This is a genomic window from Brevibacillus sp. FSL L8-0520 (assembly GCF_037963895.1).
In the GTDB taxonomy this organism is placed as follows: Bacteria; Bacillota; Bacilli; order Brevibacillales; family Brevibacillaceae; genus Brevibacillus; species Brevibacillus borstelensis.
The window spans coordinates 3,408,842-3,428,340 of the sequence record NZ_CP150171.1; the positions used below are offsets into that span (position 1 = coordinate 3,408,842).

Here is a 19,499-nt window from a genome sequence, read left to right on the forward strand (position 1 = left end):
CCGTGTTACCCCTCGCCCACCACCAACACCTCCGGATGCAAATCAACGCCAAACTTTTCTTTGATCGTGCAGCGGATGTGCGTAATCAAGGTGAGGACGTCGGTAGCCGTAGCGCCTCCCCGATTGACGATAAAATTGGCGTGAATCTCGGAAACCTGAGCTCCCCCGTAATGAAATCCTTTCAGGCCTGCAGCCTCGATCAGACGGCCGGCGTGGTCTCCAGGCGGATTGCGAAAAACACTTCCGGCACAAGGCATTTGCAACGGCTGCGTGATGCGGCGCCGCTCCTTGTTGGCTGCCAGTGTAGCAGCTATTTCTCGGCGGTCGCCCTGGCGCAGCCCAAAGCGGGCTTCCAAAACAACTCCCTTGCGCTTTTGCAAAAGGGACGTCCGATAGCTGAAGCTCAGTTCTTCGTTGTTCAACACTTTGACTTCACCATCATCAAAGAGGATTTCGGCTTCTTTGATAATACGTGACAAATCCGATCCGTGCGCCCCCGCATTCATGTAGACGGCCCCGCCTACTGTACCAGGAATGCCTCCCGCAAACTCCATACCTGTTAATCCCTTTTTGCCTGCCTCCACCGCCAGGCGGATCATGGAATATCCGGCACCCACACACACCTCTTCGCCCCTGAATTCGCAGTGACTCAAGCCCTCAGCCACCTTGAGCACGGCTCCGCGTATCCCTCCGTCCCTCACCAGAAGGTTGGAGCCGCGCCCGATTACACTCCAAGGAATATCATGACGATGGATGATTTTCAAGGCTGTCAACAACGCTGACTTATCCTTGGGCTGGATTAACAAATCAGCAGGACCCCCAATCCGCCAAGTGGTATGATTGGCGAGAGGTTCATCGGTCCACACTTTTCCAATATCCGCCTGCCTCAATTCATCTATGATCTGCTTCATTTGTGAACCTCCTGATACACATGCTAGGTCGGACCTAGGCCTTATCACGTGTTTGCTCCATACTATGCGATCGCCCATATTGGCGTGACAGTCGCCCAAAAAAGACCCTTCTACCTTTTAAGCTCCCCTAGCACCTGATAGATTTTCGTTGCGGCATCAGGCATTCCAAGCTGGCGAGAGCTCTTTTGCATCGCAGCCCACCGCTCCTCGCTTCCCAAAATGGCAGAAAGGGATTCCAACAGCCTCTCTCCGCTAAGCTCGTTTTCCAAAATAACGATGGAAGCTCCTTGCTTCTCCAGTCCGCGCGCATTTTTTTCCTGATGGTTGTTGGTAACGTACGGACTCGGAACCAGTATGGAGGGCACGCCCAACGCTGTCAGCTCAGCCAGGCTTGATGCCCCGGCACGGCCTACCATCAAGTGGGCGGCTGCAAGCAAGTCCGGCATATTGTGGACGAACGGATAGACGGAAAGGTTGCGGGGCTGCTCCCCTTTTTCTTTCAATGCAGCCGAAATGGAATCGTAGTGAACGTCACCTGTCACGTAGACAAAATGGGTGCGGGGAAACTCCTGCATGCGCGGTACAATGGCCAACGTCGCCTCATTGATCGCTCTTGCTCCGCGGCTTCCGCCAAAAATCAGCACCACACGCTTGTCCTCGCCTACACCGAGAAAAGCTCTTCCCGCCCGCGGATCTCCATGCATCACCTCGGTGGCCCGAGGATTGCCGGTCAGCACTGTTTTTCCCGCAGGAAAAAACGAAAGCGACTCCTCAAACGAGACAGCTACGCGATCGACATAACGGGCCAAAAACTTGTTTGTCAAACCCGGTACGACATTTTGTTCATGAATCACCGTAGGAATCCCGAGACGAGCCGCAGCATAGACAACCGGGCCGCACACATACCCGCCCGTGCCGATGACAACATCAGGCCGGAACTCGCGCAGCATCCGTTTGGATAAAGAGACAGCCTGGATGAATTTCCACAGTGTTTTTACGTTATCGAAAGTCAGCTTCCGCTTCAGACCAGCGATCTCGACTGATTGAAACGGAATGTCCGTCCGTGGAACGAGCTGTGCTTCCAAGCCTTTTTTACTGCCTATGTACAAAAAGGCAGCCTGCGGCTGTTGGCGAGAAATTTCTTTCGCCACCGCAAGCGCCGGATAAATATGTCCACCTGTGCCTCCACCCGTGAGGACAACACGCATAGTAATCACCTTCACCCAAGTTTGCCGTTTTCCCCTCTTCATCTGGAAAAACGCGAAATGTTTAGTAATACCCCTACCCCTGTAAGCATCAGCGTCAGCGATGACCCGCCGTAGCTGAGAAAAGGCAAGGTGATTCCGGTAACCGGAAACATGCCGGTAACGACGCCGACGTTGATCACGACCTGAATGGCGATCATGCCGATAATCCCGAGCGCCAGCAGGCTGCCGAACAGATCGGGCGCCGTAATGGCCGTGCGCATGCCTCGCCACAGAAGCAGAAGGAATACGAGCAGCACCAGTGTCCCGCCGATGAAACCAAGCTCCTCGGCGATGACCGAGAAAATAAAGTCATTATAAGGCTCCGGCAGATAGAAATGCTTTTGTCTGCTCTGTCCGAGCCCCAGGCCGAACAAGCCGCCGGGGCCGATCGCATAAAGCGATTGAATGATTTGATAGCCTGTGCCCAGCGGGTCCTGCCAGGGATCGAGGAACGATGTGATCCGTTTGATCCGGTAAGGAGCCGACAGCACGAGCCCGACAAAACCGGCGACACCAATCAAGCCGAGGCCGACAAAATGGCTGATCCTGGCTCCTGCGGCGAAAATCATCATGACCGCCGTCCCCATCAGTACAGTCCCTGTGCCAAGGTCCGGCTGCAGCATGATCAAGCCAAAACAGACAACAGGGATCGCCAGTGCCGGGGCCAAACCTGTCCGAAACAGCACGATCTGTTTTTGATTGTCTGCCAGCCAGCGCGCCAGGAAGGCGACGACACCCAGCTTGGCAAACTCGCCCGGTTGAATCCCGAACGCTCCCAGACCAAGCCAGCTTTTTGAACCATTTACCTCAATCCCGATGATCAGAACGACGATCAAAAGGCCGATGCTGATCATGAAGCCGAGCTTGGCCCACTGCTTCCATACCCAGTAGTCGATATTCATCATCAAATACATCGAGGTGATCCCGAGCAAAGCAAAGATCAACTGACGCTTGGCAAAAAAATACGGATCGTTGAAGGGCGCTCTTGTTGCAACGATGGCACTTGCGCTGTACACCATCACGATGCCAATTCCTAATAAAAAAAGTGTTGCAAAAATAATCATGAAATCGGGGGCAGAGCGTACCTTGCTCATCGTGCAAAGTCATTCCTTTCTCACGCCGTCCCGAGATGATAGTCATTTGGTGAGACAGTGCAGGGACAAGGCGTTATGCTAGGCTTGTTTTAAGTCTATGCACAACGTCCTTAAACATGCTCCCCCTCACCTCAAATGAAGGAAACATATCCCAACTCGCGCATGCCGGACTCAGCAGGACAACGTCACCCGGCACGGCTGCCTCGGAAGCGGCAATAACGGCTTTTTCCACAGTATCGACATGGATCAGCCTGTTGATTCCTGCTTCTTTGGCTCGAGCCAGCAATATCGGTGCCGTCTCGCCGAAGGCAATCACAGCTTTGACATTTTTCTGCATGACCGGAATGAGGTCGTGAAAAGTGACACCTCTGTCCAATCCGCCGCAAATCCAGATCGTCGGTTCAGACAGAGCCTGCAGCGCTCGCGAAGCAGCCTCCGAATTCGTCGCCTTGGAATCATTATAGTACTTGACTCCTGCCACGGTCCCGACAAATTCCATCCGGTGCTCTACTCCGGCAAAGCTAGACAGCACCTTGGCGATTGCTTCGCTGCCCGCGCCTGCCAGCTTGCCGACCAATGCAGCCGCCAGCGCGTTGTCCAAATGAGCCACAGACAATCTGTCCAGCGGCAAAATTTCTTCCCGCTCCCCCGCTGCGTCTACGTAGACGATGACTCCATTGTCTACACAGACGCCACGCGGAACGGGCTGTTGCTTGCTGAAGTAATAAACCGATGCTCGCAAAGCCTCATCCGCAGGCCAAGCATCCGGCTGGTCGTAAGGCAAAATGGCGATGTCGTCAGACGTCTGGTTGGCAAACAGCTTCCATTTGGCTGCCTTGTACTCGTCCATCGTATGATGATAATCGAGATGTGCCGGATAAATGTTCATCAGCACGCCGATTTTCGGTTTGAACGAAAGCGTCCCCATCAGCTGAAAGCTGCTCAACTCGGCGACCAGCCATTGATCCGGACGGGCTTCTTGGGCAAGGCCGCACAAAACGGTTCCGATATTGCCCCCTGTAAGAGCGTCGATCCCCGCTTCCTGCAGAATCAATCCGACCAAAGTGGTTGTCGTGGTCTTCCCGTTGGACCCCGTAATTCCGATAATCGGCGCCTGGGAGACCTGGTAAGCCAGCTCAACCTCCGTCACAACCGGAACGCCCAGCTCGATCGCTTTGGCTACCGGCGCTGCCTCGTACCGAATCCCCGGATTTTTCACCACAAGCGCTACTCCCGGGTGAATCAAATCATCCGGATGGCCGCCGCAGATCACCTCGATGCCGAGCGCTTCCAGCTCGTCCGCGCCCGCCGCTTCCTCGCGCGGCTTTTGGTCATTTACGACAACATGCGCACCAAAGCGGTGCAGCAGTTTGGCCACCGCTACACCGCTCTTTGCCATGCCCAGAACGACGACGTGCTGATTTTGATAGTTGTTCATCGCAGAGTCACCACCTCGAGGTAGACGCCCAATCCAGCGAAGAAAATACCCACCAGCCAGAACGTGACGACCACGCGCCACTCTGACCAGCCCGTCAATTCAAAGTGATGGTGCAGCGGACTCATGCGGAAGATGCGCTTGCCTCTCGTTTTGAAAGAAACAACCTGAAGGATGACAGACAAGGTTTCAACGACGAAGACGCCGCCGATGATCGCCAATAACAGTTCGGTTTTGGTCATGATCGCAATGCCTGCCAGCGCTCCTCCAAGCGCCAGCGAGCCGGTATCGCCCATAAACACGCGGGCGGGATGAGCATTGAATACGAGGAATCCGAGAACCGCGCCGACTACAGAGGCGCTGAAAATGGCTGTATCGTAATTCTGGCTGAACCAGGCAATGATCGCATAAGCTCCAAATGCAATCGCTCCTGTCCCCGCCAAAAGTCCGTCGAGACCGTCTGTAATATTGACGGCATTGGTGGTACCGACCAACAGGAACAAAAGGAACGGAAAGTACAATACTCCCAGCTCAATGTTCCAGGGAGTGCCTGGCAAATGGAGCGAGGTGTCATGACCCATCAGGTGCAAAAGATAATAGGCACCGATAGCTAAAAGGATTTGGCCGGCAAATTTTTGTTTTGCAGTCAGTCCCAGATTGCGCTTTTTGATAATTTTGATGTAGTCATCCAAAAAACCGATCAATCCGTATCCAATCGTGACCAGCATCAAAAAGAGAACTTCGATGGTGGCATTGGCAAATTTAAGCACAGTGAATATGAGTGCCAACAAAATGATGGTCCCCCCCATCGTGGGGGTCCCTGCTTTTTTCTGATGGGATTGTGGTCCTTCCTCCCGGATCGCCTGCCCAAATTTCAAGCGGCGCAGGACGGGGATGAACAAGGGACCGATGAGTACGGCGATGAGAAACGCGGCTACGATCGTGACTAGGAGTACGTTGTCAGCGAACATGCCCGACCCTCCTTTCTCTGATGCTATTCAAGAATATGTGCTTCTATTCGTTCTTCTGCCCTCTGATAGCTTCTTTTGCCACTTCCCGGTCATCGAAAGGCAAAACCTCGCCCTTGATGATCTGGTACGTCTCATGGCCCTTTCCGGCGATCAGGATCACATCGCCATCAACTGCAAGGGATACGGCATGCCCGATCGCTTCCCGTCTGTCCACGATGGAAGTGTAACGGTGTGGAGCGGTTTTCTTCAGACCGGCGAGCATGTCATCGAGAATCGCCTGCGGGTCCTCGGACCTCGGGTTATCTGAAGTTAAGACGGTCAGATCAGCGTATTTCGTTGCAATTTGCGCCATAATCGGGCGCTTTGTCTTATCCCGGTCACCGCCGCAGCCGACGATGCAGAACACTTTTCCTTTGGCAAATTCCTTGATCGTCACAAGCGCGTTTTCCAGACTGTCCGGCGTGTGCGAATAGTCGACGAGCACGGCAAAAGGCTGCCCTGCATCAACGGACTCAAACCGCCCACTCACGCCTTGCACCTGTTCGAGACTGGACTTGATCGCCTCTAGCGAAATTCCTTCGGCCAATCCGACCGCCATTGCCGCCAGCGCATTGTAGACGTTGAACTTGCCCATCAGCTTCAAAGACAGTTTGACAGAGCCTTGAAACGTATGGGCGACAAATGTCGTCCCTTTTGTGCTGATCTCAATGTCCGCCGCTCTGATGTCAGCAGGGTTGTCAATACCGTACGTGATGACCCTGGCCGGTGTGACGGTGGCAAAAAAGCCGGACGCCTCGTCATCCGCATTCAGCACGGCTGTTTTCATCCGCTGCGGATCGTATTCATTGCCCAGTTGGGCGAACAAAAGCGACTTGGCGTGGCGGTAATTCTCCATGGTCTTGTGGTAATCGAGATGATCCTGCGTCAAGTTGGTAAAGACGGCTGTATGTACATTGCAACCGCGGACGCGGCCCAGCTCCAGCGCATGGGAAGACGCTTCGATAATGGCGTACTCCGTATCGATATCGCGCATGCGGCGAAAGCTTTCCTGCAGCTCCAGCGCATCCGGCGTCGTGTTTTTTACTTCCTCGGTGACATTGCCGATTCTCATGTGAATGGTGCCGATCAAACCGGTACGCTTCTGCTGATCAGATAAAATCTTGTCGATCAGATGGGTCGTGGTCGTTTTTCCATTGGTACCCGTAACCGCGATCACCTTCAATTCACGCGTCGGGGACCCGTAAAAGCGGTCAGCCAGCATCGCCATTGCCCGACGGGTATCAGGAACCCGAACAATGGTTGCTGGCACGTCCACATCCTTTTGAGCCAACACAGCCACGGCTCCCTTTTCCACCGCCTGCGCTGCAAACGTATGTCCATCCACGGTAAAGCCAGTCAAACAGACAAATAAAAAGCCGGGCTTTACTTTGCGTGAATCTGCTGTTATTCCTGTAATTTCGATGCTGTCATCCCCAGTAGCATGCACTGGCAACAAGGGAGCAAGCAGATCCCGAAGCAACATAAAACTGGCACCCCATTCTTTCCCTATTATAGACAAAAGCCAAGCAAATTCTACAAAAGCGGAGGGTGAGCACCTGTGTACAAGCCTCTTCCGCTCCGCTCCGAATACTCATTTTATAGCTAATCGCTTGATTTGTCACCAAGGTAGATACGAATTTTTGAGCCTTCCTCGATTTTGACTCCGGCCGCAGGCGATTGCTGGATGACATGTGACCCCTTGCCTTCGACAACGAGCGGCAGCTGATCATAGGTCGTTGCCACCTCGCGCAGGGAGAGCCCCACCATCTGCGGCACCTCCAGGTAGCTCTTGTCGCCAAGCGCCCTGTTTACTTCCCTTTCGATCCCGTCCTTGCGTTTGGGTACGCCCAAGTGCTGCAGGGACGACTCCAAAATGTTCTTCACGCTGGGCGCGGCAATCAGTCCGCCGAATGCGAGCGCCTTCGGGTTGTCGACTGCGAAATAGACGAGTATCTGGGGATCGTCTGCAGGGGCGAAGCCGATAAAAGACACGATGTACTCGCCGTTTACATACCTGCCGTCCCTCACCTTTTGCGCCGTACCGGTTTTTCCGCCGACGCGGTAGCCTTCGATGTACGCGTTCTTTCCGGTTCCTCTGGCCACGACACTTTCCAGGGCGTAGCGGACTTTTTCAGAAGTCTCGGGAGTGATCACCTGACGAACCTCCGTTGGCAGCGTCCGGCCGACGATGTCATGCGTAACACTGTCCCGCCACTCCTTGGCGACGAACGGTTTCATCAGCTTCCCGCCATTTATCGCCGCCGAAACAGCAGCCATCTGTTGGATCGGGGTCACCGAGACCCCCTGCCCGAATGAGGTCGTACCCAGTTCAACAGGTCCTACCCGATTCAGATTAAACAAAAGACCGTTCTCTTCTCCAATCAGGTCAATGCCCGTCTTTTGGCCAAATCCAAATTTTTTGATGTACTCAAACAGCCTTTCCTTTTGCAGGCGTTGCCCCATGGTGACAAAGCCGGGGTTGCAGGAATTTTCCACGACTTCGAGCATCGTTTCCTGCCCGTGCCCCTGCCGCTTCCAGCAGCGCAGACGCTTGCCCGCGACCATGATGTAGCCGGGGTCAAAGAAGCTTTCGTCCAGCTTGACCTCACCTTCGTTGAGAGCTGCGGCCAGTGTTACGATCTTAAAGGTGGAACCGGGCTCGTACGTTTTCCAGATCGGCAGGTTCCGGTTGTAGATTTCGCTTGGATAATCCCTGTACTTTTCGGGATGGTAGGTTGGGCGGCTGCCCATGCCGAGAATCTCGCCTGTCTTCGGGTTCATTGCGATCGCAAGTACATCGTCCGGCTGATATGCAACCATCGCTTCATCCAGCTCCCGCTCGATAAACGACTGAATTTGACTGTCGATGGTCAGGTACATATCCATCCCGTCGACCGGCGCTACGTATTCTTCTGACCCGCCCGGCATCGTTTGTCCTGTCGCATCGGCAAGATAGGATACATATCCCTCTTTGCCTTGCAGGAACTGGTCGTATATCCGCTCAAGTCCGGTCAAGCCCTGGTTGTCGATGCCCGTAAAACCAAACAGATGGGCTGCCATCGTCCCGTTTGGGTAGAAGCGTTTGGAATCTTCTACGACGACAATGCCCGGAAGGTTCAACTCCTGGATTTGCCGCGCTTTTTCTTCAGAAATTTTCCTGCCGCCTGGAACGCGATTGATCCTCTCTTTCTTCATAATCCCCTTGTAAACGACGTCTTCCGGCTGGCCCAACAATACTGCCAGCTGCTTCGCCGTCCCATGCGGGTCTTTGATCTGAACCGGAATCGCAACCACGGAAGGAACGCTGATGTTTGTCACCAGCTCCTTGCCATTGCGGTCAAGAATGCGCCCTCGCTTCGGCTCGTATTTGATGTCGCGGTTCCACAGCTTCAACGCCTTTTCCTGGAGCTCCGGCCCCTTGACCAGTTGTACGTAGCCTAGCCTCGTAATCAGAGCCGTATACAACACGATTCCGATAACCAATGCGACAAAAATGCGGCGTCTCACGGTTACATTGGATACCCGCACAGCGAGTCCCCCCTTATGACACAGGTTGTCTCATTCCTACCCTATTCGGAGGGGGGACAGGTTAGAACCTATGGCTGTGCGGTTGTCGATCCGGCCGGAGCAGCAGGCGGCCCTGCGGGAATCTGCTGTGTGCCCGGCACAGTATTGTTTGGGTAGGGATACTGCCAGGTTGCTTGTCCCTGCGGCAAGCTTTGGCCTGTTCCGACCGGCATTTGTCCCGCACCGGCAGGTTGCCCCGGATAGCCTTGATAGCCCTGATAGCCGGAATAGCCTCCAGTCGGAACAGCTTGTGTTCCCGGGGCGATACCTGTGCCCGATTGCACGGCACCTGGCGGATAAACCGGTGGATACGTTCCCGGTGTCCCAGATGTCCCTGTCGTCGAAGCGGGATTGCCACTCCCTGTCGTACCTGTCTGGGGAACTCCAGGTACGGTCGTATTCCCGCTATCGCCTTGAGGTGTACCGTTACCAGGCACTGTTGTTTGCGAAGAGCCTGGTGGAGGCTGCCCTCCAGCAGCGTTCGCTGCACCGGACTGGCCATCAGGCGAATTTGCGTCCGGTTGGGCTCCGCCCGGATCTGTTGCCGTTCCTGGCACCACGCCTTGACCAGGCTGCAGTGCCGGAGAAAGCGGACCGGATGACGGCTGGAGAGTAATCTGAAGCTGCTCTCCTCCTTTTAACGCTGTACCTGGCGGAATATTTTGCTGCGTGACGAAGCCGGCGCCGTACGAGGTGATCTTGAGCTGCATCAGCGATGCGAACTCCATGACTTCGCGCAGCGATTTCCCTTTGAAATCAGGCATTTTTGAACCTTCGATTCGGTCTGTTACAAGCGTGACCGTCGATCCGGGCACCACTTTTTCATAAGGAGCCGGGTATTGATTGACAATCTTCGTCCCGGTTCCCATGATGTTGACCGTGATGTTGTCCTGCTCTGCCCTGAGCTTGGCGGCTGTTGTAGACATCCCGACCAGCTTGGGCATGCTGACCTCGCGAACTTGCTCTGCCTTTGCAATGGCCTGCTCCGTCACCGTTTGGGCATTTTTCTCGGCTCCTACCGCATCCGGCTTTTGCTGCAGGTACTGGAGGCTGCGCTCCATGACGGATTTGAAGATCGGCGCTACAAATTTTGTCCCCCATGTACGATAATCTTCGTTCGTTGTTGGATCATCTACGACAACGTAGACGAGCAAACGAGGGTTGTCTTTTGGAGCAAATCCGATAAAGGAGACGATATAGTGCTGTCCCTCCATGATTCTTCCATGGTCATCGTATTTTTGCGCTGTCCCTGTTTTACCAGCGACTTGGTAGCCGTCGATCTTGTACGATTTCCCTGTACCATGCTCTCCGGTAATGACCGTTTCCAAAACATCACGAGTCTTTTGGGCGGTTGCCTCGCTTACGACACGGTGGACCACTTCCCGCTGGCTGCGTTTGACGACTGCTCCCGTCACCGGATCGCGCATTTCTTTTACGATGTGCGGCTTGAGCAGCTCGCCGCCGTTGGCGATGGCTCCTACCGCTGCCACCTGCTGGATCGCGGTGACGGCCACCCCTTGCCCAAAAGTGGTAACGGCAATGTCGCGCTGGGAAGCCGGTTTCAGCAGGTTGTTCAAAATCCCTTTCTTCTCGTACGGCAGCTCGATGCCTGTCGGCTTGCCGATCCCGAAATTCTCAAAGTACTTTTTCAAAAGCTCAGGTCCAAGGTAGTCGTATCCCATGATGACAAACACGACGTTACTCGATCTTTGCACCCCTTCAAGGAAGGAGATGGTGCCCCAGCCCGCCCCCTGGTTGTGGTCGCGGATGGGCGGCTTGAATTTCTTGTACGTCCCGGATTGATAGTATGCGTTCGGATCGAATTTGCCTTCTTCGATCGCTGCCGCCAGTGTAATAATCTTGAATGTAGAGCCCGGCTCAAACATGGTGGTTACGGCGTGATTCGTAAAGTTGGTAATCCCGGTAAAGTACGTATTCGGATTGAACTGCGGCCGGTTGCCCATCGCCAAAATCTCGCCGGTCTGCGGGTCCGCCACCACGACAGTCGCCCCTTTTGGCTTGTACTCCTGCTCGGCCTTGTCGAGCGCTTGCTCCACGTAATCCTGGATCGTCTTATCGATCGTCAGGTAGATGTTCATGCCGTCCTTGGCCGGCTTGTACTCCCGTTCGCCATCCGGCAATTGGTAGCCTACCTTGTCCGTGACTACATGCATCTCTCCCTTTTCGCCCCGGAGCTCTTTGTCGAACTGGAGCTCGATCCCCATTTTGGCCTCCTCTTCAAAGAAGTCCAAATAGCCGAGGACATGCGCTGCAAAGCTATTGTTCGGGTAGTACCTACGTGTCGTTTCGGTAATAATAATCCCCGGGAGTTGGTTGGTCTTCACTTTTTCTCCGCTTGGGAGCTGGGGGTACTGCAGGTTTTCAATGCCGACTTTTTGATTTTCGCTGATCTTTTTTCCGTATCTTCCCAGCTCAACAACTTGATTTGGCTTGGTCAGGATTCGCAACAGCTCATTTACAGGGGCATTCAGGATGGGCGCAAGCGCCTGTGCAGTATAATAAGGATCTTTCACGACATCCTGATCCCTGTCATCGCGAGGCTTGAGCCTTGCGCTCACATCATACGCCTTTCCCTCATAGGCCAAAATTTCCCCATTCCTGTCCAAAATGGCTCCACGCTTTGGCTTCAGCGTTTTCTCCAGATCCCACTGCTTTTGCGCGATTTCCATAATGCCTGTCGCTTCCACCGTCTGAATCCACCAAAGACGTACCGTGAGCGAGGAAAACAGTACGATTACACACAGGGCCAGGAGGATAATGCGCAAATTCACACGCCGTTTCAGTTCCATTTTGTTTCACTCCAAACCAAGGATATTCCATTGCATATCAAAAAACCGACTGTCAAAAGAAAAGCTTCCGTCGAATCATGTTCGACGAAGCCGGCGGATCTGCATTCGAACAGTCTTTTTATTCAGAAGACATTATGAAAAAATGTTACTCACTTGCGCAAGTAACATTTTCTACAGAGCTCATTGCTGTCCCGTGCTTGGGTTATGGCTGTTTCTTTTGACTCGCAGCTTTGCTTCCTTTCCCGTCCTTTTTTGCAGCTTCTTTGGATTGACCTACCAGATGAGCCGCTTCCGGATTGTACACCATTCCCATTCTCTCCGCTTCCATGATGATCCGATCGCGGTTGCTGAGCTGCTCGATCTGCAGCTGAAGACTGGTGTTCTTTTCCTTATTTATTCTGATCTCTTTCTTCAGGCGCTGTATTTCATAGTTGTACTGCGAGATTTGCGAATAACGAACACCAACCATCCCCACACCTATGACAACCAGGGTGATAAAAAACAGATACATCAGCTTCTCCTTGGTTGGTATAGACGGTTTGATGCGTACAGTCCGCTTCGTTTTCTTCTTGGTGACGGAACCTGGCGAATCCTCCAGTTCTACCGCGAGATTACTCCGGTAGTAGTAGCTCATCTCGGTCTCACTCCTTTTGCTCTGGCTGCGAGCGTCTCAAATTTTTTGCCGCATTCTTTTTCTATAACCTTTCAGCGACCCTCAGCTTGGCTGAACGCGCCCGAGGATTAGCCTCCAGCTCTTCTTCTGACGGCAGGATCGGCTTTCTGGTCACGATCTTGACCGTGGCCTTGTTTCCGCAGGCACATACAGGAAAGGAAGGGGGACAAATGCACCCTTTGGAAAAATCCTGATAAACCTGCTTGCAGATCCGGTCTTCGAGGGAATGGAACGTAATCACACTCACTCTACCTTCGGGACGCAGAATGCCGATCGCATCCACGATCGCATCCCGGAAGGCATCCAGCTCGTCATTGACAGCGATCCGGATCGCCTGGAACGTCCGCTTGGCCGGATGGGGACCAGTACGGCGCGCTGCGGCCGGGATGGCTTCTTTAATAATTTCCACCAGCTCCCCCGTCGTCTCTACAGGGGCCTGCTGCCGCCTTTGAACGATTTGCCGGGCAATTCGCCGGGAAAATTTTTCTTCGCCGTATTCCCAAATAATTCGGGCCAGCTCCTGCTCGTCCCACTCGTTGACGATGTCGTAGGCGGTAAGCTCTCCCTGCTGGTCCATCCGCATGTCAAGCGGTGCGTCGGCATTGTAGCTGAATCCGCGCTCTCCTTCATCCAGTTGCGGAGAGGACACGCCCAGATCAAACAGAACGCCGTCTACACCATCGAGGCCCAGCTCAGCCACAATTTCTTTCAGATGGCGGAAGTTGCTTTTTACCAGCGTTACCCGATCTATGTAGGGTGCAAGACGTTCCTTCGCGTTATCCAGCGCCCAGTCATCCTGGTCAACCGCAATCAATCGTCCGCCTGGCGCAAGCCGCGAAGCGATCAGACTGCTGTGCCCGGCGCCCCCGAGCGTACAATCCACATAAATGCCATCCGGCCGGATGTTCAGTCCGTCAACGGCTTCTTCTCGCAATACAGTTACATGATGAAAGGACAAAGCCGTCACTCCTAATTCAACGGGTGCACCTGAATGGTTCCGACGCACCGCATTTTCTCCGATTCCTATAAATCAAAATCCACCAGCTTCTCCGCAATCTCGGCGAAAGATCCTTCCGACTCCGCAAAGTAATTTTCCCAACGATCCTTGCTCCAGATCTCTACCCGATTGGATACACCGATGACGACGCACTCTTTTTGAAGCGCCGCGTAGTCGCGCAAAGTAGGTGGTATATTTACCCTTCCCTGCTTGTCCCACTCGCATTCCGCCGCTCCGGAAAAGAAGAACCGCGTAAAGGCGCGAGCATCCGCTTTGGTGAACGGCAGCGTCTTCAGCCGCTCCTCCAATGCTTTCCACTCTTCTGGCGGATAGACAAACAGACATTGGTCGAGCCCGCGGGTAATGACGAAGGAAGCCCCGAGGCCTTCACGGAATTTGGCAGGGATCGTCAACCGGCCTTTTTCATCGATGCTATGTTGGTATTCACCCATGAACACGGCCTGTCCCCCACTTTCCTTCCGCTGACCTCCACTTTCCCCCACTTTTCCCCACTCGGTCACCTACTTGCTATTATAAATAAAAAATCCTGCTTTTGTAAGCAGGATTTTTCGTTGATTTTTTTACCGGGAAAAGACGCGTTTCGCGAAATTATTCGACCCAGCTGTCCAAGTATGCTTTTTGCTCGTCTGTCAGCTTGTCGATTGTGATGCCGAGTGCCTCCAGCTTGTAGCGGGCAACCATTTCGTCCAGCTCGTAAGGCACGTTCAGCACGTGTTTGCCGATAGACTCGTAGTTTTTGTTTACGTATTCGAGAGAGACGGCTTGCAGGGCAAAGGTCATATCCATGATTTCCGCCGGATGGCCGTCACCGGCAGCCAGGTTGACCAGACGTCCTTCGGCCAGGAGATACACTTTTCGACCATCTGCCAAGACAAATTCCTCAATGTCTTTGCGAACGGTGCGCTTGGATTTCGACATCGCTTCCAACTCAACCTTGTTCACTTCGACATCGAAGTGGCCGGCGTTGGAGAGAATCGCGCCATCTTTCATGACTTCAAAATGTTCTTTGCGGATGACATCGCGGTTTCCGGTCACTGTGACGAAATAATCGCCGTGCTTGGCCGCTTCGCTCATCGGCATGACTTCGAATCCGTCCATGTACGCCTCTACCGCTTTGATAGAGTCGATCTCGGTGACGATCACTTTCGCTCCAAGACCTTTCGCACGCATCGCAACGCCTTTGCCGCACCAGCCGTAGCCGACGACAACTACCGTTTTTCCAGCGACGACCAGGTTGGTGGTCCGGTTAATGCCATCCCATACGGATTGGCCTGTACCGTAGCGGTTGTCAAACAAGTATTTGCAGAATGCGTCGTTTACCGCAACCATCGGGAATTCCAGCTTGCCTTCCTTGTCGAGCGCTTTCAAGCGAAGGATTCCTGTCGTGGTTTCCTCGGCACCGCCGCGCACTTGGGAAAGAAGATCGCGACGCTCGCTGTGCAGGATCGTCACCAGATCGCCACCGTCGTCAATGATCAGGTCCGGACGCGTTTCCAGCGTTTTGATCAGATGGCTTTTGTACTCTTCCGGGGAAGGATTGTATTTCGCAAAGACGCGAATGCCGTCTTCCACAAGCGCTGCGCAAACATCATCCTGTGTAGAAAGCGGATTGGAACCGGTGATGGTTACCTCGGCACCGCCGGCTTGCACCACTTTCGCCAGGTAGGCGGTTTTTGCTTCCAGGTGCAACGAAATCGCTACTTTCAGGCCTGCAAACGGCTTTTCCTTTTCAAAGCGCTCGCGGATCCGGTTGAGGACGGGCATATGTTCTTTTACCCAGTCGATTTTCAGGTGGCCATTCGGCGCAAGCGCCATATCTTTTACGATGCTTTCAGAAACCATGTTCATGAGCGGATTGAACCTCCTTCTTCTACAAACAAACTATGATTTATCTTACCACATGATTTTTGTTTTTCCTATCCGTTCCATAACCCTATAACCAAAAAAGCAACTATTCCGCTTTGTTTTTGCCATTTAGATCTCACGGGCAGGCATCCCTTCGGTCAACAGATTGAAAAAGTGGCGCATCGCTCGCGGCATCCACTTCTTTTTATGGTATACGAGCTGGCGGTAAACGCGAATGTCTGGATGCGTAAAGGGCAAGACCGAGATCGTCCCCTTTTTCACCTCTTCGGCCACAGCGATCATCGGGACAAGTGCGATTCCCAGCCCGTATGCCACACATTGCTTGATCGCTTCCAGACTGCCAAACTCGAGCGAGGGTTCCAAGCTCGCTCCACTGTCGCGCAGGACTGACTCGATCATCGACCGATAGCTGCAGCCCGCCTCGGGAAAAATCCACTGTTCGCCATTGAAGTCACTCGCTTCAACCCGTTTTCGCGAAGTCAGCGGATGTTCGGGAGATGCAATGACGACCAGTTCTTCTTCTCCGAGATTTACGCTTTCCAAGTCGGGGTGGGATTGCAGCCAATCGAGTACAACCGCAAAGTCGTAAGTGCCCTCCTTGACACCCTGACGGAGCTCGTAGCAGATCCCCGGATTGAGCAGCACCCGAATCTGCGGCTGCTCGCGGCGAAACTGCTGCAAATAGGGGGGCAAGTAAAAAGCGGCGAGAGATTCCACTGTCCCGATGGTCAACGTGCCGGCTAGCTGAGCCTCTTCACTCAGTTGGGCCTTCGCCTCATCAAGCAGTCCGAGCAGCTGCCCGCTGTATTCCAGCAGCACTTCTCCGGCATGTGTCAGCCTGATTTTTCGTCCCCACCGCTCGAACAGGGTGACGCCAAACTCCTGTTCCAGATTCTGTATCTGAGTCGTAACACTGGATTGGGCATAACCAAGCACTTCAGCCGCTCGGGTAAAGCTGTGCCATTTCGCCACTTCGCGAAAGGTCTGCAAATAACGGGTATCCATCGGGCTCTCCCCTTTATTATTAAATCGTTTTTTTCGATTCTCATCATCGAATATTATAGATAACTCCGATGATAACGTCTATGCTACACTTCAAATACCAGCAAATAAATAGCTTTCGGGAGAGGAATTTACATGAAAAACTCGACTTCTCACACGTCAGGACTGGCGAAAACGCTGTCGCTTCCCCATATCGTCGCCCTGTATATCGGTGCCGTGATCGGTTCGGGAGTGCTGCTCATCCCCGGGATGGCGGCAGAAATGGCCGGCCCCGCCTCTGTCCTCGCCTGGCTGTTCATGGCCATCCTCGTACTGCCGATGGCCATCACCATGGGGCTGTTGTCCGCCCGACACCCTAGCTCAGGTGGCGTCTCCACTTACGTCAGGATGGCTTTCGGAGACCGCTATGGAAACATGGTCGGCTGGTTTTTTCTGTTGTCGGTTCCGATTGGCGCCCCGATCGTCGCTGTCACAGCGTCCCACTATGTCGCTGTCCTTTTGCAGTGGAGCCAGCTTCAAGTGTATCTCGCTGCAGGACTGATTCTTGGTTCTGTCGTCCTCATGAACGTATTTGGCCTGAAAGTCGCAAGCCGCGTCCAGACGGTTGTCGTTTCATTGATCGTGGCTATTTTGGTGATCGCGGTATTGGCCGCGCTGCCCCATGCTTCTGCCAGTCACTTTACTCCATTTGCCCCGAATGGCTGGCTGAGTGTCGTGCAAGTGGCTGGCCTGTTGTTCTGGTGCTTTATCGGTTGGGAAGCGGTGACACACCTCTCCGAGGAGTTTGTCGATCCGGAGAAAAACGCGGTCCGCGGCGTCCTGTGGAGTGCATGCATCGTCGCTTTGCTTTACTTCGCCGTTGCCCTTATGACCGTTGCTACCCACAGCTATGGCGAAGGCCGGTCGGAAGCATCTCTGAGCGTGATGGTTCAGCTTTCGTTTGGCCCGATCGGAGGGTGGATTGTCAGTGTGACGGCCCTGTTTATCTGCGTCGCTGCGGCCAATGCGTATATCAGCGCCGCTTCCCGAATTGCCTATGCTTTGGCTCAGGAAGGCACGGCCCCGCGCTGGTTTGGCCGTCTCCATTCCAAATACGGGACGCCGGTCGGCGGACTGCTCTTTTTATCGATTTGTTTTTTCATGGTTCTATTCGTTCTTGCCATGGGCTGGATTGATCTCGCTCGTCTCATCCAGTTTCCCAACGCGACTTTTTTTGCCACCTATATCGGGGGCTGTCTTGCCGGTGTCCGACTCTTGAAGAACAGCCGGTATGGACGTATCGCTGCCTGGACATCGCTGATCGTTACCGGTGGGCTTTATCCTTTTCTCGGATGGTCGGCGCTTTATCCGCTGGTGATTGCCGGCGTTCTCCTGATATGGGAAAACTGGCAGCGAAAAGCTTCATAACCTGATGGCAAAGGAGCGGGCTTCGACATAAACAATGGGCATGTGAATAGGTATCAGTCCAAAAGATGATAGTAAAAACGATTCATTTCCCAAACAAAAAAACAGCCGTTTCCGAAACAAAAAACAGCCGTTCCCTGCTTGTCAAACTTGAGCAGGAATGGCTGTTTTTCTTGTTCTCCGGCTTTACTCCGTCCCAGTTTGCAGGACAGTCTGGCAACCGTCAAACGAGCACGTGTAATCAATCTTTGTTTTTGCTGCCACCGTATCATCATCGTTTCGCTCGTCCCGTTCTATTGAAACGGGCAGCAAATTTTCCGCCTTTCCGGCAGTCCCTGCTACTCGTCTTTTCCGATCAACCGGAAGTCCTTTCCGTCCGTGGACGCGAGATAGAACGTCCTGTCTACACTGCCGCCCAGCTCTCCGGAATAGTATTGGACGGTCATCCGGTACTTGCCCTCGCTGATTTTCGCGTAGTAAATCAGTTCGTCAAAACGCGGAAAGCGAATGAAATCATAGACGTCGTATTTCATAAACGAGAAGTGCTCTTGCAGGAACTTTTCACTGACGGGCAGCTTGTTTTTTTGTACGTAGCTGACCAGATCGTCGTATCGCCGGATTTTTTCCTTGTCCATAACGGTTGTGACAAAGCTGTCTACCGCTTTTGTCATCGCCTGGCGCTCCGCCTCGGTTACCTTCCCCGGGTACAGCTCCTCCTGCGCTTCCCTGATCCTGTTCAGGAGGACCACCGCCTGCGCCCTGCTGACTTTGTCATTCGGGCGGAACGTCCCGTCCGGGTAACCAGCCATAACGCCTAGTTTATAGATCGGATACACCATCACTACCTGATGCTCATTGTCCACTGATACATCACTAAAAAAGCGGGACGTCGTACCCCGGTATTTTTCTCCCTCTGACTGTTTACCCAGCGCAGCCAAGGTCAATCTTGCCGCCTCAACGCGCGTCAGCGGCTCCTCAGGCTTTCCGCTCGGCAGTATGCCAGCTGGCAGCAAATGCTTATACGTTTTTTCCGACCAGCGGCCCTTCACGGGTTTCAGGTAAAGGTCCTGCGCGAAATCATCCGCTTCGTGTCCGTTAAATGGCGGCAGCATGCGCTCAACCAGCGCCATGAACTGCTCCTGGGAAACAGGTGTCTCCGGCCGAAACGTTCCATCCGGAAATCCTTGAACCCATCGTGCGCTTACCGCTTCTGCTATCTCTTTTTTGGCCCAATGCCGCTCGGTATCCACGAAGGTACCGCTGCTGGCTGCCAGATCGCTAATGCGGGCCTCGGCCGTCTGTCCCCCTGCTCCCAAACCGGATAGCAGCCAGGTAACAGAAAGAGCAACGGTCAACACCCATCTGCCTGTCGTCATTTTCTTGCCTCGCATGAAAAGTTTGACCACCTTTCGGAGAAAATCTCCTGTTCAAAAGGTATGACGTTTATATGCATGAAATGTTT

General features: G+C 53.6%; 15 protein-coding genes. 1 reads left to right on the plus strand and 14 read right to left on the minus strand.

Translation table 11 applies throughout. The annotated features are described in order from the left end of the window. Nucleotides 1–5: 5 nt before the first annotated feature. The 13 genes from murB to NSQ24_RS17060 all read right to left on the minus strand — a co-directional run bounded on the left by murB (nt 6) and on the right by NSQ24_RS17060 (nt 16,636). Nucleotides 6–911 (minus strand): UDP-N-acetylmuramate dehydrogenase, encoded by a 906-nt coding sequence (gene murB / locus NSQ24_RS17000; protein WP_003386255.1) that lies wholly within the window; start codon nt 909–911, stop codon nt 6–8. A gap of 110 nt (nt 912–1,021) precedes the next feature. Further along, the gene (gene murG, locus NSQ24_RS17005; protein WP_003386256.1) at nt 1,022–2,119 is read right to left on the minus strand and encodes an undecaprenyldiphospho-muramoylpentapeptide beta-N-acetylglucosaminyltransferase; all 1,098 of its coding nucleotides are present in this window, start codon (nt 2,117–2,119) and stop codon (nt 1,022–1,024) included. Nucleotides 2,120–2,157: 38 nt separating this feature from the next. Further along, nucleotides 2,158–3,252, minus strand: a complete 1,095-nt coding sequence (gene spoVE / locus NSQ24_RS17010; protein ID WP_003386257.1) for a stage V sporulation protein E — start codon at nt 3,250–3,252, stop codon at nt 2,158–2,160. A 73-nt stretch (nt 3,253–3,325) separates the two neighbouring features. Then, nucleotides 3,326–4,690, minus strand: coding sequence for a UDP-N-acetylmuramoyl-L-alanine--D-glutamate ligase (gene murD, locus NSQ24_RS17015; protein ID WP_024984201.1), 1,365 nt, complete (start codon nt 4,688–4,690; stop codon nt 3,326–3,328). Beyond that, nucleotides 4,687–5,658, minus strand: a complete 972-nt coding sequence (gene mraY / locus NSQ24_RS17020) for a phospho-N-acetylmuramoyl-pentapeptide-transferase (protein ID WP_003386259.1) — start codon at nt 5,656–5,658, stop codon at nt 4,687–4,689. The genes murD and mraY overlap by 4 nt, the downstream gene beginning before the upstream one ends. 43 nt (nt 5,659–5,701) lie before the next feature. Then, entirely contained in the window at nt 5,702–7,180 is a 1,479-nt protein-coding gene (locus NSQ24_RS17025) for a UDP-N-acetylmuramoyl-L-alanyl-D-glutamate--2,6-diaminopimelate ligase (RefSeq protein ID WP_003386260.1), read from the minus strand. Between the two features lie 119 nt (nt 7,181–7,299). Further along, complete coding sequence (locus NSQ24_RS17030) at nt 7,300–9,225, minus strand: stage V sporulation protein D (protein WP_339166275.1); 1,926 nt, start codon at nt 9,223–9,225, stop codon at nt 7,300–7,302. 68 nt (nt 9,226–9,293) lie between these two features. Next, a complete protein-coding gene (locus NSQ24_RS17035; protein ID WP_339166277.1) occupies nt 9,294–12,074 on the minus strand; it encodes a penicillin-binding transpeptidase domain-containing protein in 2,781 nt (926 codons plus the stop codon). A gap of 202 nt (nt 12,075–12,276) precedes the next feature. Further along, complete coding sequence (gene ftsL, locus NSQ24_RS17040) at nt 12,277–12,708, minus strand: cell division protein FtsL (protein WP_003386265.1); 432 nt, start codon at nt 12,706–12,708, stop codon at nt 12,277–12,279. Nucleotides 12,709–12,769: 61 nt separating this feature from the next. After that, nucleotides 12,770–13,714, minus strand: coding sequence for a 16S rRNA (cytosine(1402)-N(4))-methyltransferase RsmH (gene rsmH, locus NSQ24_RS17045; protein WP_035979724.1), 945 nt, complete (start codon nt 13,712–13,714; stop codon nt 12,770–12,772). A 56-nt stretch (nt 13,715–13,770) separates the two neighbouring features. Beyond that, nucleotides 13,771–14,202 (minus strand): division/cell wall cluster transcriptional repressor MraZ, encoded by a 432-nt coding sequence (mraZ, locus tag NSQ24_RS17050; protein WP_003386267.1) that lies wholly within the window; start codon nt 14,200–14,202, stop codon nt 13,771–13,773. Between the two features lie 151 nt (nt 14,203–14,353). Further along, nucleotides 14,354–15,613, minus strand: coding sequence for an adenosylhomocysteinase (locus NSQ24_RS17055; protein ID WP_003386269.1), 1,260 nt, complete (start codon nt 15,611–15,613; stop codon nt 14,354–14,356). Nucleotides 15,614–15,739: 126 nt separating this feature from the next. Continuing rightward, nucleotides 15,740–16,636: a LysR family transcriptional regulator gene (locus tag NSQ24_RS17060; RefSeq protein WP_003386270.1), complete on the minus strand. Its 897-nt coding sequence runs from the start codon at nt 16,634–16,636 to the stop codon at nt 15,740–15,742. Nucleotides 16,637–16,768: 132 nt separating this feature from the next. On the opposite strand from NSQ24_RS17060, the gene NSQ24_RS17065 reads away from it, so the two are divergent. Beyond that, nucleotides 16,769–18,040, plus strand: a complete 1,272-nt coding sequence (locus NSQ24_RS17065; protein ID WP_031932809.1) for an amino acid permease — start codon at nt 16,769–16,771, stop codon at nt 18,038–18,040. A 335-nt stretch (nt 18,041–18,375) separates the two neighbouring features. On the opposite strand, the gene NSQ24_RS17070 is transcribed toward NSQ24_RS17065, so the two are convergent. Continuing rightward, complete coding sequence (locus NSQ24_RS17070) at nt 18,376–19,428, minus strand: S-layer homology domain-containing protein (protein ID WP_031932808.1); 1,053 nt, start codon at nt 19,426–19,428, stop codon at nt 18,376–18,378. Nucleotides 19,429–19,499 lie beyond the last annotated feature (71 nt).

Bases quoted from the DNA above. Each gene is read 5' to 3' on its own strand.
- murB (WP_003386255.1), bottom strand. From the start codon at position 911: ATGAAGCAGATCATAGATGAATTGAGGCAGGCGGATATTGGAAAAGTG.
- murG (WP_003386256.1), bottom strand. From the start codon at position 2,119: ATGCGTGTTGTCCTCACGGGTGGAGGCACAGGTGGACATATTTATCCG.
- spoVE (WP_003386257.1), bottom strand. From the start codon at position 3,252: ATGAGCAAGGTACGCTCTGCCCCCGATTTCATGATTATTTTTGCAACA.
- murD (WP_024984201.1), bottom strand. From the start codon at position 4,690: ATGAACAACTATCAAAATCAGCACGTCGTCGTTCTGGGCATGGCAAAG.
- mraY (WP_003386259.1), bottom strand. From the start codon at position 5,658: ATGTTCGCTGACAACGTACTCCTAGTCACGATCGTAGCCGCGTTTCTC.
- NSQ24_RS17025 (WP_003386260.1), bottom strand. From the start codon at position 7,180: ATGTTGCTTCGGGATCTGCTTGCTCCCTTGTTGCCAGTGCATGCTACT.
- NSQ24_RS17035 (WP_339166277.1), bottom strand. From the start codon at position 12,074: ATGGAACTGAAACGGCGTGTGAATTTGCGCATTATCCTCCTGGCCCTG.
- ftsL (WP_003386265.1), bottom strand. From the start codon at position 12,708: ATGAGCTACTACTACCGGAGTAATCTCGCGGTAGAACTGGAGGATTCG.
- NSQ24_RS17055 (WP_003386269.1), bottom strand. From the start codon at position 15,613: ATGAACATGGTTTCTGAAAGCATCGTAAAAGATATGGCGCTTGCGCCG.
- NSQ24_RS17060 (WP_003386270.1), bottom strand. From the start codon at position 16,636: ATGGATACCCGTTATTTGCAGACCTTTCGCGAAGTGGCGAAATGGCAC.
- NSQ24_RS17065 (WP_031932809.1), top strand. From the start codon at position 16,769: ATGAAAAACTCGACTTCTCACACGTCAGGACTGGCGAAAACGCTGTCG.
- NSQ24_RS17070 (WP_031932808.1), bottom strand. From the start codon at position 19,428: ATGCGAGGCAAGAAAATGACGACAGGCAGATGGGTGTTGACCGTTGCT.